Annotated in this window: 13 protein-coding genes; 8 read left to right on the top strand and 5 right to left on the bottom strand. The window is 71.7% G+C overall.

Features of this window, described 5'->3' with window-relative positions:
- Positions 1-16 precede the first annotated feature (16 nt).
- The 8 genes from D3869_RS28870 to D3869_RS28840 all read left to right on the top strand — a co-directional run bounded on the left by D3869_RS28870 (position 17) and on the right by D3869_RS28840 (position 7914).
- Positions 17-2374, top strand: coding sequence for a xanthine dehydrogenase family protein molybdopterin-binding subunit (locus D3869_RS28870; RefSeq protein ID WP_137143093.1), 2358 nt, complete (start codon positions 17-19; stop codon positions 2372-2374).
- A complete protein-coding gene (locus tag D3869_RS28865) occupies positions 2371-3183 on the top strand; it encodes an FAD binding domain-containing protein (protein WP_137143092.1) in 813 nt (270 codons plus the stop codon). Before D3869_RS28870 ends, D3869_RS28865 begins: the two co-directional genes overlap by 4 nt.
- On the top strand, positions 3180-3668 hold the full coding sequence (locus D3869_RS34220; protein ID WP_247896037.1) for a (2Fe-2S)-binding protein: 489 nt from the start codon (positions 3180-3182) through the stop codon (positions 3666-3668). The genes D3869_RS28865 and D3869_RS34220 overlap by 4 nt, the downstream gene beginning before the upstream one ends.
- A gap of 4 nt (positions 3669-3672) precedes the next feature.
- Positions 3673-4320, top strand: coding sequence for an SRPBCC family protein (locus D3869_RS34215; RefSeq protein ID WP_247896036.1), 648 nt, complete (start codon positions 3673-3675; stop codon positions 4318-4320).
- Positions 4321-4386: 66 nt separating this feature from the next.
- Entirely contained in the window at positions 4387-5568 is a 1182-nt protein-coding gene (locus tag D3869_RS28855) for an amidase (protein WP_137143091.1), read from the top strand.
- A complete protein-coding gene (hpxZ, locus tag D3869_RS28850; protein ID WP_137143090.1) occupies positions 5565-5945 on the top strand; it encodes an oxalurate catabolism protein HpxZ in 381 nt (126 codons plus the stop codon). Before D3869_RS28855 ends, hpxZ begins: the two co-directional genes overlap by 4 nt.
- A 98-nt stretch (positions 5946-6043) precedes the next feature.
- A complete protein-coding gene (locus D3869_RS28845; protein ID WP_137143089.1) occupies positions 6044-6529 on the top strand; it encodes a MarR family winged helix-turn-helix transcriptional regulator in 486 nt (161 codons plus the stop codon).
- A 173-nt stretch (positions 6530-6702) separates the two neighbouring features.
- Positions 6703-7914 (top strand): DUF1116 domain-containing protein, encoded by a 1212-nt coding sequence (locus D3869_RS28840; RefSeq protein ID WP_137143088.1) that lies wholly within the window; start codon positions 6703-6705, stop codon positions 7912-7914.
- A gap of 29 nt (positions 7915-7943) precedes the next feature.
- Here the strand turns inward: D3869_RS28840 and D3869_RS28835 are convergent, their stop codons facing one another.
- The 5 genes from D3869_RS28835 to D3869_RS28815 all read right to left on the bottom strand — a co-directional run bounded on the left by D3869_RS28835 (position 7944) and on the right by D3869_RS28815 (position 13760).
- Positions 7944-8873, bottom strand: coding sequence for an electron transfer flavoprotein subunit alpha/FixB family protein (locus D3869_RS28835; RefSeq protein ID WP_137143087.1), 930 nt, complete (start codon positions 8871-8873; stop codon positions 7944-7946).
- A 35-nt stretch (positions 8874-8908) separates the two neighbouring features.
- Complete coding sequence (locus D3869_RS28830; RefSeq protein WP_137141367.1) at positions 8909-9658, bottom strand: electron transfer flavoprotein subunit beta/FixA family protein; 750 nt, start codon at positions 9656-9658, stop codon at positions 8909-8911.
- A 5-nt stretch (positions 9659-9663) separates the two neighbouring features.
- The gene (locus D3869_RS28825; RefSeq protein WP_247896067.1) at positions 9664-11058 is read right to left on the bottom strand and encodes an FAD-binding oxidoreductase; all 1395 of its coding nucleotides are present in this window, start codon (positions 11056-11058) and stop codon (positions 9664-9666) included.
- Positions 11059-11195: 137 nt separating this feature from the next.
- Positions 11196-12650 (bottom strand): aldehyde dehydrogenase family protein, encoded by a 1455-nt coding sequence (locus tag D3869_RS28820; RefSeq protein WP_137143086.1) that lies wholly within the window; start codon positions 12648-12650, stop codon positions 11196-11198.
- Between the two features lie 126 nt (positions 12651-12776).
- Positions 12777-13760 carry a ketopantoate reductase family protein gene (locus tag D3869_RS28815; RefSeq protein WP_137143085.1) on the bottom strand — a complete coding sequence of 328 codons (984 nt, stop codon included), beginning with the start codon at positions 13758-13760 and terminating at the stop codon, positions 12777-12779.
- Positions 13761-13778: the final 18 nt, after the last annotated feature.

Raw genomic sequence — 13778 nt, 5'->3', positions numbered from 1 at the left:
ACGAGAGGGTCAGGGAATGGGAGAGGTTAGCACCGCCGGTTCCGGTGTCGGCGCGCGGGTCCGCCGCAAGGAGGACGACCGGCTGCTGCGCGGGCGGGGCCGCTTCGTCGGCGACATCGCCCTGGTCGGCATGAAGGAGCTGGCCTTCGTGCGCAGCCCGGTCGCCCACGCCACCATCACCGGCATCGAGATCCCGGAGGAGCACCGCGGCGCCGTCTTCACCTGGGCGGATCTGGCGGCGGGCGGCGTCAAGCCGATCCGCGCCGTGTCGGGCCTGCCCGGCTTCAAGGTGTCGGAGCAGCCGGCGCTGGCCGACGGCAAGGTGCGCTTCGTGGGTGAGCCGGTGGCCGTCTGCGTCGCCGCCACCCGCGCCGAGGCGGAGGACATCGCGGCCTCCGTCTTCGTCGATTACGCCGAGCTGCCGGTGAATTCCGACATGCTGGAGGCGGTGACGCCGGGCGCGCCCAAGGTGCACGACCACTGGCCGGACAACGTCTTCCTGGAGACGAACGTCGGCGGGAACATCGCGGAGATCGCGGCCACCGCCCCGGTGAAGGTGTCGCGCACCATCCGCACGGCGCGCCAGTGCATGGTGCCGCTGGAGGGCAAGGGCGCGGTCGCCCACTGGGACCGCCACGTCGAGCAGCTCGTCCTGACCACCTCGACCCAGATGCCGCACATCGTGCGCGCCGGCCTGTCGGAATGCCTGGACCTCGACCAGGGGCTGATCCGCGTGGTGGCGCCGGATGTCGGCGGCGGCTTTGGCTGGAAGGGCCTGCTCCAGCCGGAGGAGATCGTGGCCGCCTGGATCGCCATGCGGCTCGACCGCCCCGTCCGCTGGACCGAGGACCGGCGGGAGCATCTGGTCGCCGCCGCCAACGCCCGTGAGCACCATTACGAGATCACCGCCTACGCCGACTCGCGCGGGCGGCTGCTGGGGATTGAGGCCGACGCCTGGGTCGATGCCGGCGCCTACTCCGTCTATCCCTTCTCCGCCTGCCTGGAGGCCGCACAGGTCGGCAGCATCCTGCCCGGCCCCTACGACTTCGCGCATTACCGCTGCCGCACCTTCTCCGTCTGCACCAACAAGCCGCCGATCGTTCCCTACCGCGGCGTGGCGCGCACCGGCGTGTGCTTCGCCATGGAGCAGATGATCGACGCCGTGGCCGACGCCGTTGGGCGGGAGCCGTGGCAGGTCCGGCTGGAAAACCTCGTCCCGCCGGAGAAGATGCCCTTCGACAACGTGACGAAGAAGCATTTCGACAGCGGCGACTATCCCGAATCCGTCCGCCGCGCCGTCGCCGCCATCGAGCTGGAGGGCTGGCGCGCCCGCCAGAAAAACGGAGAGCTGGACGGCCGGCTGATCGGCGTCGGCTTCGCCACCTATTGCGAGCAGTCGGCCCACGGCACCGCCGTCTATCACGGCTGGGGCATCCCCATGGTGCCGGGGCACGAGCAGGCGCAGGCCCGCATCACCCCGGACGGCGGGCTGGAACTGCGCGTCGGCGTGCAGTCGCACGGCCAGAGCATGGAGACCACCTTCGCCCAGGTCGCGCACGAGGTGCTGGGCATCCCGCTGGAGAAGATCAAGCTGGTGCACGGCGACACCGGCCTGACGCCCTATTCGACGGGCACCTGGGGATCGCGCAGCATGGTCATGGCCGGCGGCGCCGTCGCTACTGCCTGCCGCACGCTCGCCGAGCGGCTGCGCAAGATCGGCGCGCATCTGATGCAGGCCGGTCCGGACGGGGTGGTTCTGGAGGGCGGGTCGGTGAAGGCCGGGGCCGCCGCGGTGACCATCCGTGAGATCGCCCACACCTGGTACCGCGCGCCTCAGCTCCTTCCCGCCGACGTGGACCGCGGCGGGCTGGAGGTCACCGCCGGCTACAAGCCGGGCAGCGACCACGGCACCTTCTCCTACGCCACCCACGCCGTGGCGTTGGCCGTGGACCCGGAGATCGGGCAGGTCGAAATCCTCGATTACGTTGTGGTCGAGGACGCCGGAACCATGGTCAACCCGATGGTCGTCGACGGCCAGATCTACGGCGGCGTCGCCCAGGGCGTCGGCACCGCGCTCTACGAGCGGATGCCCTACGACGCGGAGGGCCAGCCGCTCGCCTCCACCTTCGCGGATTACCTGATCCCCGGATTCACCGAGGTCCCGCACGTGAGGATCATCCACATGCTGACGCCCTCGCCCTACACCGAGTTCGGCGTGAAGGGCATCGGCGAGGGTGGCGCCATCGCCCCGCCGGCCGCGATCTGCAACGCCATCAACGACGCGCTGAAGCCTCTGGGCGTCACCGTGACGAACGCGCCGATGACGCCCGAAGTGATTCTCTCCGCCATTGCGGGCGAGCGGGGTGCGGCATGAAGGCGGTCGATTTCGACTACGCGCAGCCGGCGACGCTGGACGCGGCGCTGGAGCTTCTGTCGCGCGAGGATGTGATGGTGCGGCCCGTCGCGGGCTCCCAGTCGCTCGGCCCCATGCTGAACCTGCGGCTGGCGCAGCCGGAGCTGCTGGTGGACATCACCCGCATCGCCGAGCTTCAGGCGATCCGCCGGGAGGGCGACCGGCTGGTCATCGGGGCCTGCGTCACCCACGCGCGGCTGGAGGACGGCGACTACCCGGACGTGACGCGCGGCGTGCTTCCCAGCGTGGCGGCGGTGATCGCCTACCGCGCGGTGCGCAACCGCGGCACCATCGGCGGCAGCCTCGCCCACGCCGACCCGGCGGCGGACTGGGTGAACGTGTTGACCGCGCTCGGCGCCGACGTGGTGCTGGCCGGTCGGGACGGACGGCGCAGCGTGCCGATGACCGATTTCATCCTCGGCGTCTTCGAGACGGCCCTGCAGCCGGGCGAGATCGTTGCGGAAATCCATGTGCCCGCCCTGTCCGACCGGGCGCGCTGGGGCTATTACAAGGTTTGCCGCAAGACCGGCGAGTTCTCCCACGCCACCGGCGCGGTGCTGATCGACCCGGCCCGCGGCGTCCAGCGCTGCGTCGCCGGGGCGACCTCCGGCAAGCCGGTGGTGATCGACGGCCCCGCCCTGTTCGCGGACGGCTGCACCGAGGCGGCCATGGCCGCTCATCTCGCCGGCAGCCCCGCCGCGGACGACCCCATCGCCCTTCGGACCCACACCGTCGCGCTGAAGCGCGCCATCGCGCAGGTGATGTCATGAGCGCCCACGCCAAAACCATTTCCCTGACCGTCAACGGCACGCGCGTCGAGGCCAGCGTGCCGCCGCGCCAGCATCTCGGCGACTTCCTGCGCGAGCGGGAGCTGCTGACCGGCACCCATCTGGGCTGCGAGCACGGCGTGTGCGGTGCCTGCACCATCCTGATCGACGGGGAGCCGGCGCGCTCCTGCATCACCTTCGCGGTGGCTTGCGACGGGCGGTCCGTCACCACGGTCGAGGGGCTGGACGACGACCCTGTCGCCGCGGAGCTGCGCGAGGCCTTCTCCGCCGAGCACGGGCTCCAGTGCGGCTTCTGCACGCCGGGGATGCTGGTGGCGGCGCGCGACGTGGTGCTGCGCCGCCCGGACGCCGACAACCCGGCGATCCGCACGGCGATGAGCGGCAACCTGTGCCGCTGCACCGGCTATGTCGGGATCGTCAACGCCATCCGCCGCGTCATCGACGCGCGCAACACGAACGCGGGGTAAGCCCATGCCGACCATGACCCAGACCCTTGCCGTCAACTTCCCGCGCGCCCGCGTCTGGCCGCTGCTCGGCGATGTGGAGCAGGTGATCGCCTGCATGCCCGGCGCCTCGCTGACCAAGCCGCGCGAGGGCGACCGGATCTTCGGGCAGATGCGCGTGAAGCTCGGCCCGATCGCCGCCGCCTTCGCCGGCGAGGGCACGCTGACGATGGACGAGGCGACCCACACCGGCGTCATCCACGGCCAGGGCACGGACCCCAAGAACAACTCCCGCGCCAAGGCCGACGTGACCTTCGCGGTGCTGGAGGAAGGGCCGGGCACGCGCATCGACCTGACCGTCGATTTCACGCTGACCGGCGTGCTGGCCCAGTTCAGCCGGGGCGCCATCGTGCAGGAGATCGCCAACCGCCTGACCGCCGAGTTCGCCCGCAACCTGGAAGCCAAGCTCGCCGCGACCGCGCCGGCGGTGGAACAGGTGGAGGCTGCGTCCTCGGACGCGGTGGCCGCCCCGGTTCCCGAACCCGTCCCCGAGGCCGCCCCCGAACCTGCCAAGGAACTGAACGCTGGCAATCTGCTGTGGGTGATGTTGAAGGATTGGCTGCGTGGCCTCTTCGGCGGTCGCTCTCTGCAAGACAACCACAGTCGTTCCCGATAATCCCTCTCCCGGGGCGGGAGAGGGGATTGCAGTGCCGTTTGCGAACGTGAGATTGACCACCGCATCATGCCGAACGACCCCCTGAACGCCTTCGTCCCCTACGGCCGGACCGAGGTCGCCGGAGCCGCGGACGGCCCGCTGGCCGGGCTGCGCTTCGCGGTGAAGGACCTGTTCCACATTGCCGGCCTGCCCACCGGCGCCGGCAACCCGGACTGGCTGCGCACCCACGAGATCCCGCGGGAGACCGCGCCCGCCGTGCAGCGGTTGCTCGATGCCGGGGCGCGCGTCGCCGGCAAGACTCTGACCGACGAGCTGGCCTGGAGCCTGGCCGGCGAGAACGCCCATTACGGCACGCCGGAGAATCCGAAGGCGCCCGGCCGCATCCCCGGCGGCTCCTCCAGCGGGTCGGCCGCTGCGGTGGCGGGCGGGGCGGTGGACTTCGCCATCGGGACCGACACCGGCGGATCGGTCCGCCTGCCGGCGAGCTATTGCGGCCTCTACGGCATCCGGCCCACCCACGGGGCGGTTCCGCTGGACGGCTCCGTTCCCCTGGCGCCGAGCTTCGACACGGTGGGCTGGTTCGCGTGGGAGGCGGCGCTGCTCCGCCGCGTCGGGGCGGTGCTGCTGCCGCCGTCGTCCACCCTGGGGCCCGATCTGGCCTTCCGCCGCCTGCTGGTCGCCGAGGACGCCTTCGCCGTGGCGGGGGAGGCGGTGCGCGCCGCCCTCGCCCCGGCCGTGGAGCGGCTGCGCGAGCGGTTCGGGTCGGCGGACGGCGTGACGCTGGCCCCAGAGGGGCTGGACCGATGGCGCCCCGTCTTCCAGACGATTCAGGCCGCCGAGGCCTGGGCGGCGCACGGCGCCTGGATCGAAGCGGTGAAGCCGTCCTTCGGGCCGGGCGTGCGCGACCGCTTCGCCGCGGCGGCCACGCTCGACCCCGCGCTGGCCCGCGCGGCGGTGCAGACGCGGGAGGGCATCCGCCGGCGGATGGACGAGCTGTTGGGGGCGGACGGGCTGATCGTCCTGCCCAGCGCGCCGGGCATCGCGCCGCTGCGCGGCTCGTCGGGGGCGGCGGTGGACGCGGAGCGCGGTCGGGCGCTGGCGATCCTCTGCCCCGCCGGTCTGGCCGGCCTGCCGCAAGTTTCCATTCCCGCGGCGCGGCTCCAGGGCTGCCCGCTCGGCCTGTCGCTCATCGGCCCGCGCGGCAGCGACTCCGCGCTTCTCGCCATCGCCGAGGACCTCTTCGCATGACGCTTGAAATCAACATCCCCGAGGTGGTGGCCGAGGTCACCGCCGCCTTCGAGCGCTACGAGCGCGCGCTGACCGGCAACGACGTGGCGGTTCTGGACGAGCTGTTCTGGAACCACCCGGCGACCCTGCGCTACGGCGTGGGCGAGAATTTGTACGGCTACGACGCCATCGCCGCCTTCCGCCAGGGCCGCCCTGCGGCGGGGCTGGACCGGAGCCTGCGCAACACCGTCGTCACCACCTATGGCCGCGACATGGCGACCGCCAACACCGAATTCACGCGGCCCTCCACCGAGCGCGTGGGGCGGCAGAGCCACACCTGGGTCCGCATGCCGGAGGGCTGGCGGATCGTCGCGGCGCATGTGTCGCTGATGGGCTAGACGTCACGGCCTTCCGGCCCGGTTGCCGATTCTCCGGCCCGCCGCCATCCTCTCTTTGTTCGCCGCTCTCCCAAACCCGCTCCGACGGATCGCCCGCGATGACCTTAGACGACCCCCTGATCGAAGAGGCGTACCGCGTCCTGGCGGAGCGTCCCGGATTCCTCATCCGCCGCCTGCACCAGATCCACGTCGCCATGTTCATGGAGGAGTGCGCGGAGTTCAACATCACCCCCGTCCAGTACAGCGTGCTGACCGCCCTGATGGACCGCCCGGACCTGGATCAGGTGACGCTGGGCGCCCAGATCGGCATCGACCGCACGACCACGGCGGGCGTGTTGGCCCGGCTGGCCGAGCGCGGGCTGATCCAGCGCCGGGCCAGCCCGGTCGACAAGCGCATGAAGCTGGCCGCCATCACCGCGGAGGGCCGGAAGCTGCTGCGCCGCATGGACAAGAAGGCCCAGCGCGCCCACGACCGCACCATCGCGCCCCTGCCGAAGGAGGACCGCGCGGTCTTCCTGCGCTACCTGCTGCATCTGGTGGACGCCAGCAACGGCTACGGCCGCGCCCCGCTGCATCTGCCATGAGGTGAACCATCCCCTCTCCCGCCCCGGGAGAGGGAGGGACCCACGCGTCAGCGTGGGAGGGTGAGGTGCCGCCAAGGACCGGTGCCTTGATCCTCGCACGACCCTCACCCGCCCGCTCCCGCGGGCACCCTCTCCCGGGACGGGAGAGGGATTGTACGCAAAGGACACACGCGATGAACGATGCCACCGCGCGGGCTGTGGAGCGGATGCTGGCCGCCGATCCGGTGTGGACGGAGACCGGAACCGCCGGGGAGCGGATCGGGCTGGACCGCCACACGCTGCTGCACGCCGGACCGCCCTTCGCCGATCCGGCGGAGATCTGCCCACCGATCCTCAACGCCGCCGCCGCCGCGCTGCTGTTCGAAGGCATGGCCGACGGCGTCGAGGAGGCCCGCGCCCTGGTGCGCAGCGGCGCCGTAACCCTGCGTCCGGCGCAGGATTTCGGCGTGGTCACCCCGCTCGCCGCCGTCGTGTCGCGGTCGATGTGGCTGCATGTGGTGGAGGATGCCGGCGGCTCGGGCGCCCGCGCCTACAGCCCGCTCAACGAGGGCGGCGGCCCCGCCCTGCGCTTCGGCATCGTCAGCGGGGCGGTGGTGGAGCGGCTGCGCCTGCTGCACGGCGCGGTCGGCCCGGCGCTGGCCGGGATCGGGCCGGTGGCGCTGACCGGCATCGCCCGTGAGGCGATGGAGCAGGGGGACGAGCTGCACGGGCGCGTCGGGGTGGCCTCGGCGCTGCTGACCGAAACGCTGGTGGCGCGTTTGGGCGGGACCGGCGCGGTCTGCGCCTTCCTGAAGGAGGCCGGGCAGTTCTTTCTCAACCCGTGGATGGCCGCTTGCAAGGCGGTGATGCTGGCCGGCGACGGCGTGCCGGGGGCGGCGCTGGTGACGGCGGCGGGCGGCAACGGGGTGCGCTTCGGGCTGCGCCTATCGGGCATGATGGGCGAGGGCTGGGCGAGCGCGCCGGTGGCCGCCCCGCAGGGGCCGGACATCGGCCCTCCCGGCGGAATTCCCCGCCCGCGCCTGCCGGCGATCGGGGACAGCGCCGTCATCGACGCGCTGGGCTTCGGCGCGTTGGCCCTCGACGCCGCCCCGCTGCTGCGGGCGGAGTTGGGGGCGGCGGCCGAGACGGCCATCGCGGCGGCGCACCGGCTGCTCTGCGCCGACCATCCTGCCCACGGACGGCGCGTCGGGCTGGACGCCCGCGCCGTGCTGCTGGGCGGCCCGGTGCCCCCGGTCTGTCTGGCCGCCCTGCACGCGGCGGGGGAGGATGGGATCGTCGGGCGCGGCCTCGCCTGGCACCCGCCCTCCTGCCACGCCGAGGCGGTGGCCGCGGTGGATGCGCGGAGTCGCGCCGGTTTCCCGGACGCCCCCGACCGTCGCGCCTGACGGCCGGGGAGCCGGCGAGGCCTATGGCGTCACAGCGCCTGCTCCAGCTCCGGCACCGCCTTGAAGAGGTCAGCGACGAGGCCGTAGTCGGCGACCTGGAAGATCGGCGCCTCCTCGTCCTTGTTGATCGCGACGATGACCTTGCTGTCCTTCATGCCGGCGAGGTGCTGGATGGCACCGGAAATGCCGACGGCGATGTACAGCTCGGGCGCCACGATCTTGCCGGTCTGGCCGACCTGGTAGTCGTTCGGCACGAAGCCGGCGTCCACCGCCGCCCGGCTGGCGCCGACCGCGGCGCCCAGCTTGTCGGCCAGCGCCTCCAGAAGCTTGAAGTTGTCGCCCGACTGCATGCCGCGGCCGCCCGACACGACGATCTTGGCCTGGGTCAGCTCCGGACGCTCCGACTTCGTCAGCTCCTGGCCGACGAACTTGGCCGAACCGGCGTCGCCCGTCCCGGCGATGCTCTCCACCGTCGCCGAGCCGCCCGTGGCGGCGGCCGCCTCGAAGGCGGTGGTGCGCACCGTGACGACCTTGATCGGGTCGGCGGACTTCACCGTGGCGATGGCGTTGCCGGCGTAAATCGGCCGCTCGAACGTGTCGGCGGAGACCACGCCGGTGATGTCGGAGATCGCCGCGACGTCGAGCAGCGCGGCGACGCGCGGCAGCAGGTTCTTGCCCTCCGACGAGGCGGCGGCCAGCACATGGCCGTAGCCCTTGGCGAGATTGACGACCAGCGGCGCGACGTTCTCCGGCAGCGGGTGGGCGTAGGCCGCGTCGTCGGCCAGCAGCACCTTGGACACGCCGGCCACCTTGGCGGCGGCTTCGGCGACGGCCTGGGCGCCCTGGCCGGCAACCAGAATATGGACTTCCCCACCGATCTTGGCGGCGGCGCTGACCGCGTTGAGCGTGGCGGCCTTCAGCGCGGCGTTGTCATGTTCGGCAATGACGAGAATGGACATGTCAGATCACTTTCCCTTCAAGGCGCACTGGCCCCTCAGATCGCGCGGGCTTCGTTCTTCAGCTTGTCGACCAGGGCGGCGACGTCGGCGACCTTGACGCCGGCCTTGCGCTTGGCCGGCTCGGCGACCTTGAGCGTGGTCAGGCGCGGCGCCACGTCGACGCCCAGCGCGTCGGGGGCCAGCGTCTCGATGGGCTTCTTCTTGGCCTTCATGATGTTGGGCAGCGAGGCGTAGCGCGGCTCGTTGAGGCGCAGGTCGGCGGTGACCACCGCGGGCAGCGTCAGCTGCACGGTCTCCAGGCCGCCGTCGATCTCGCGGGTCACGGTGACCGAGCCCTCGCCCGGCGCGACCTTGGAGGCGAAGGTGCCCTGCGGCCAGCCCAGCAAGGCGGCGAGCATCTGGCCGGTCTGGTTGCAGTCGTCGTCGATCGCCTGCTTGCCGAGGATGACCAGCGTCGGGCCTTCCTTCTCGACCAGGGCCTTGAGCACCTTGGCGACGGCCAGCGGCTGCGTCTCGGCGTCGGTCTGGACCAGGATGCCGCGGTCGGCGCCCATGGCGAGGCCGGTGCGCAGCGTCTCCTGCGCGGCGGTCGGGCCGACGGTGACCACGATGACCTCGGTCGCCTTGCCGGCTTCCTTGAGGCGGACGGCCTCTTCGACGGCGATCTCGTCGAAGGGGTTCATGCTCATCTTCACGTTGGCGGTCTCAACGCCGGAACCGTCCGCCTTGACGCGGATCTTGACGTTGTAATCGACCACCCTCTTGACCGGGACGAGGACCTTCATAGGGATCAATCCTTGACTGGCGGAACCGCGCTCAGGCGCGCAGGATCTTGCCGGGATTCATGATGCAGGATCTTGCCGGGATTCATGATGTTGTGCGGATCGAAGGCGCGCTTCAGCGTCGCCATCATGTCCAGCTCGACCGGGGACTTGTAGCGCGGCATCTCGTCGATGCGCAGCCGCCCGATGCCGTGCTCGGCGGAGATGGAACCGCCCAGCTCGACGACGATGTCGTGGACGATGGCGTTGACCGCCGCCAGCTTCGCCTTCCATTCGGCCGGGTCGCCGCCCTCCGCCTGGATCGGGTTGAAGTGGATGTTGCCGTCGCCGAGATGGCCGAAGGCGAAGGGGCGGATGCCCGGGCATTCCCGCTCCAGCGCCGCGTTGGCGCGGTCGAGGAAGCGCGCCACGCGGGAGATCGGCACCGACACGTCGTGCTTGAAGGACACGCCCTCGCGCTTCTGGCCCTCGGGGATGCCCTCGCGGATGCGCCACAGCGAATCGGCCTGGGCCTTGGAGGCGGCGACGACGCCGTCCAGCACCTCACCGGCCTCCATGCCCGCCTCCAGGATGCCTTCCAGCATCTCCATCAGGCGGTTGCCGCCGTCCTGGTCAGCCAGCTCGACCAGCACGTACCAGGGATAGCGGTCGCGCAGCGGGTCGGGCACGTCCGGCACGTGGCGGCGGGCGACGTCGATGCAGTCGCGCTGGATCAGCTCGAAGGTGATGATGCGGTCGCCGGCGACACCCTTGGCGCGGGTCAGCAGATCGACGGCGTCGCTGGGGGCCGACACCGCGACCAGCGCCGTGGCGGTGGCGCGCGGCAGCGGCGACAGCTTCAGCACCGCGGCGGTGACGATGCCCAGCGTGCCCTCCGACCCGATGAAGATCTGCTTCATGTCGTAGCCGGCGTTGTCCTTGCGCAGCCCGCGCAGCCCGTCCCAGATCCGCCCGTCGGGCAGCACCACCTCCAGCCCGGCGACGAGGTTGCGCATGTTGCCGTAGCGCACGACCTGCACGCCGCCGGCGTTGGTGGCGATGTTGCCGCCGATCTGGCAGGAGCCCTCGGCGGCGAGGCTCATCGGGAACAGCCGGCCAATGTCGCGCGCCGCGTTCTGGATGTTGGCGAGGATGCAGCCGGCCTCCACCGTCATCGTGTCGTTGTCGATGTCGATCTCGCGGATGCGGTTCAGCCGGTTGGTGGAGAGGACGATCTCCGTCCCGTCGGCGTGCGGCTGGCTGGCGCCGGTCAGGCCGGTGTTGCCGCCCTGAGGCACGATGGGCGTGCGCGTCTCCGCGCAGATGCGCACCACCGCGGCCAGCGCCTCGGTGCTGTCGGGAAGCACCACGGCGGGGGAGCGTCCGACCCAGCCGTCGCGCCAGGATTCCATGAAGGGCTGCATGGTGCCGGGATCGGTGATCAGCCCGCGGTCGCCGACGATGGCGTGGATGGGGGCGAGCACGGCCGTCGCGAAGTCCGGCCGCCCGGTGATCAGGGTGTCGTTGGACAAGAAGGCTCTCCCTGGGCTTCGGTTCCGCGTCACAGCGCGCGATAGGCCGTCTTGATGATGGTGTAGAACTCGATGGCGGAGCGTCCCTGCTCGCGCGGGCCGTAGCTCGACATCTTCCGGCCGCCGAAGGGGACGTGGTAGTCGACGCCGGCCGTCGGCAGGTTCAGCATGGTCATGCCAGCCTGGATGTTGGCCTGGAAGTGGCGGGCGTGCTTCATCGAGTTGGTGATGATGCCCGACGACAGGCCGTAGTCGGTGTCGTTGGCGACGGCCAGGGCCTCCTCGTAATCCTTGACGCGGATGACGCTGGCGACCGGGCCAAACACCTCCTCCCGGTTGATGGTCATGGCGTTGCTGGTCTCGGTGAACAGCGTCGGGGCGAGGAACCAGCCGCGCGTCGGCCGGTCCAGCCGCCCGCCGCCGGAGGCCAGCTGCGCGCCTTCCTTCAGGCCGGTGTCGATGTATTGCAGGTTCTTGGTGAGCTGGAACTCGTCGATGACCGGGCCGATCTGCGTTTCCGGCTGCAGGGCGTGGCCGACGCGCAGCGCCGCCATCCGTTCGGTCATCGCGGCGACGAAGGCGTCGTGGATCGAATCCTCGACGATGAAGCGCCCGGTGGCGGTGCAGCGCTGGCCGGCGTGGAAATAGGCGCTGTTGACGCCGATCTCGGCGGCGCGCTCCGGGTCGGCGTCGCCCAGCACGACCAGCGGGTTCTGGCCGCCCAGCTCCAGCTGGACACGGATCATCCGTTCCGCGCAGCGCACGGCGATGCGCCGCCCGGTGTTGACCGAGCCGGTGAAGGACACGGCGTCCACCGCGTCGACCACGGCGGCGCCCACGTTCGGGCCGGCGCCGATCACCAGATTGAACAGCGCGGCGGGCATGCCCTGGGCCTCCAGCGCCTCCGCGATGAGGCGGGTGACGGCGATGGAGATGCCGGGGGTCTTCTCCGACGGCTTCCAGATCACCGCGTTGCCGAAGGCCAGCGCCGGGGCGATCTTCCACATCGGCGTGGCGACCGGGAAGTTCCAGGGCGTGACGAGGCCGATGACGCCGACCGGCTCGCGCGTCACGTCGACTTCGACGCCGGGCCGGACCGAGCCCAGCGTCTCGCCCGGCGCGCGCAGCGCCTCGGCGGCGAAGAATCGGGCGAGGTGGGCGGCGCGGGTGATCTCGCCCAGCGCGTCGGGGATGGTCTTGCCGCCCTCGGTCGCGGCGATGCGGGCCAGCTCGTCCTTGCGGTCGAACAGCGCGCGGGAGATGGCGTCGAGCACCAGCGAGCGCTGTTCCACCGTGGCGGCGCGCCACTGCGGCTGGGCGGCGCGCGCCGCGGCGACGGCCTCCGCCACATCGTCGGCGCCGGCGAGCGAGTAGGAGCCGGCCAGTTCGTCCAGATTCGACGGGTTGAAGATGTCGAGCCGCTCACGGCCCGGACGCCAGGAGCCGGCGATGAAGTTGGTGATGCGATCGGAAGCGGGGGACATGTCGTTTTTTCTCCGGGGACGTTCTTTGGTGGCGCTGGTCCTTGCCCCCACCCCGGCCCTCCCCCGCTGCGCAGGGGAGGGGGATTTTCGCGAAGCGGGGGAGGGTCAGGGTGGGGGCAGGTGCGCTCAGTCGGCGCGCGCCACCCGCTCCTTCAGGGCGGTCAGCGCCCACAATGTTTCGATGGTCGGCACCGGCACGCCGCGGCGGCGGGCCAGCTCCAGGACGGTGGTCACGATGGGGTCGATCTCCATGCTGCGCCCCGCCTCGAAATCCTGGAGCATCGACGGCTTGTGGCCGGGCACGCCGCTGCCCCGGCTCAGCCGCTCGTCGATGTCGTCGGGCAGGGCGACGCCCCAGGCATGGGCCACATTCAGGCATTCGCGCATCAGCCGGCCCTGGACGGCGGCCATGCCGGGGGCCTGCTCCATGGCGCCCATGGTGGCGCCGGTCAGCACGCTGGTAGGGCCGACCGCCATGTTGAGCATCAGCTTGCTCCACAGCGGCACGCGGATGTCGGCGGGCAGGCGGGCGGTGGCGCCCGCCGCGTTGAAGGAGTCGGCCAGGGCCGCCAGCTTCTCCGCGTGGTCGCCGGGCCGGGGGGCGCCGAAGGCCAGCACCGGCAGGGCGGTGTGGGCGACGACGCCCGGCCCGACGATGCGGGCGGGCAGCACCTCCATCACGCAGGCGGCGACCCGCTCCGGACCGATGGCCGACCAGACGGCGCCGCCGGGATCGACCACCTCCAGCGGTTCCGGCGTCACCCCGTCCCCAGCACCGTACAGGTACCACCAGGGAATGCCGTTCTGCGCCGCCACCACCAGCGTGTCCGGCCCGCACAGCGCCGGGAAGGACGCGGCCAGGGCCGGCAGCCCGTGCCCCTTCACCGTGACGATCACCACGTCCTGCGGGCCGAGGTCGGCGGCGGAATCGCTGGCCCGCGGCCGGCTGGTCAGCGTTCCCTTCGGCGTCTGCACGGTCAGCCCGCCGTCGCGGATCGCCGCGAGATGGGCGCCGCGGGCCAGCAGCGACAACTCGTGCCGGCCCGTGGCGGCGAGATACCCGGCCAGCGCGCCGCCAACGGCCCCGGCCCCTACGACGGCGATGCGCATGTCGTGCTCCCTTCCTCA

Origin of the sequence: Azospirillum brasilense (assembly GCF_005222205.1) — a bacterium.
Taxonomy (GTDB): domain Bacteria; phylum Pseudomonadota; class Alphaproteobacteria; order Azospirillales; family Azospirillaceae; genus Azospirillum; species Azospirillum brasilense_G.
The sequence above is the reverse complement of the archived record's forward strand: the minus strand, read 5'-3'. Positions and strand labels throughout refer to the sequence as shown.

Coding starts and splice junctions, on each gene's coding strand:
- D3869_RS28840 (WP_137143088.1), top strand. CDS start 6,703: ATGAACGATGCCACCGCGCGGGCTGTGGAGCGGATGCTGGCCGCCGAT.
- D3869_RS28870 (WP_137143093.1), top strand. CDS start 17: ATGGGAGAGGTTAGCACCGCCGGTTCCGGTGTCGGCGCGCGGGTCCGC.
- D3869_RS28820 (WP_137143086.1), bottom strand. CDS start 12,650: ATGTCCCCCGCTTCCGATCGCATCACCAACTTCATCGCCGGCTCCTGG.
- D3869_RS34215 (WP_247896036.1), top strand. CDS start 3,673: ATGCCGACCATGACCCAGACCCTTGCCGTCAACTTCCCGCGCGCCCGC.
- D3869_RS28825 (WP_247896067.1), bottom strand. CDS start 11,058: ATGCAGCCCTTCATGGAATCCTGGCGCGACGGCTGGGTCGGACGCTCC.
- D3869_RS28855 (WP_137143091.1), top strand. CDS start 4,387: ATGCCGAACGACCCCCTGAACGCCTTCGTCCCCTACGGCCGGACCGAG.
- hpxZ (WP_137143090.1), top strand. CDS start 5,565: ATGACGCTTGAAATCAACATCCCCGAGGTGGTGGCCGAGGTCACCGCC.
- D3869_RS28845 (WP_137143089.1), top strand. CDS start 6,044: ATGACCTTAGACGACCCCCTGATCGAAGAGGCGTACCGCGTCCTGGCG.
- D3869_RS28815 (WP_137143085.1), bottom strand. CDS start 13,760: ATGCGCATCGCCGTCGTAGGGGCCGGGGCCGTTGGCGGCGCGCTGGCC.
- D3869_RS28865 (WP_137143092.1), top strand. CDS start 2,371: ATGAAGGCGGTCGATTTCGACTACGCGCAGCCGGCGACGCTGGACGCG.
- D3869_RS28835 (WP_137143087.1), bottom strand. CDS start 8,873: ATGTCCATTCTCGTCATTGCCGAACATGACAACGCCGCGCTGAAGGCC.
- D3869_RS28830 (WP_137141367.1), bottom strand. CDS start 9,658: ATGAAGGTCCTCGTCCCGGTCAAGAGGGTGGTCGATTACAACGTCAAG.
- D3869_RS34220 (WP_247896037.1), top strand. CDS start 3,180: ATGAGCGCCCACGCCAAAACCATTTCCCTGACCGTCAACGGCACGCGC.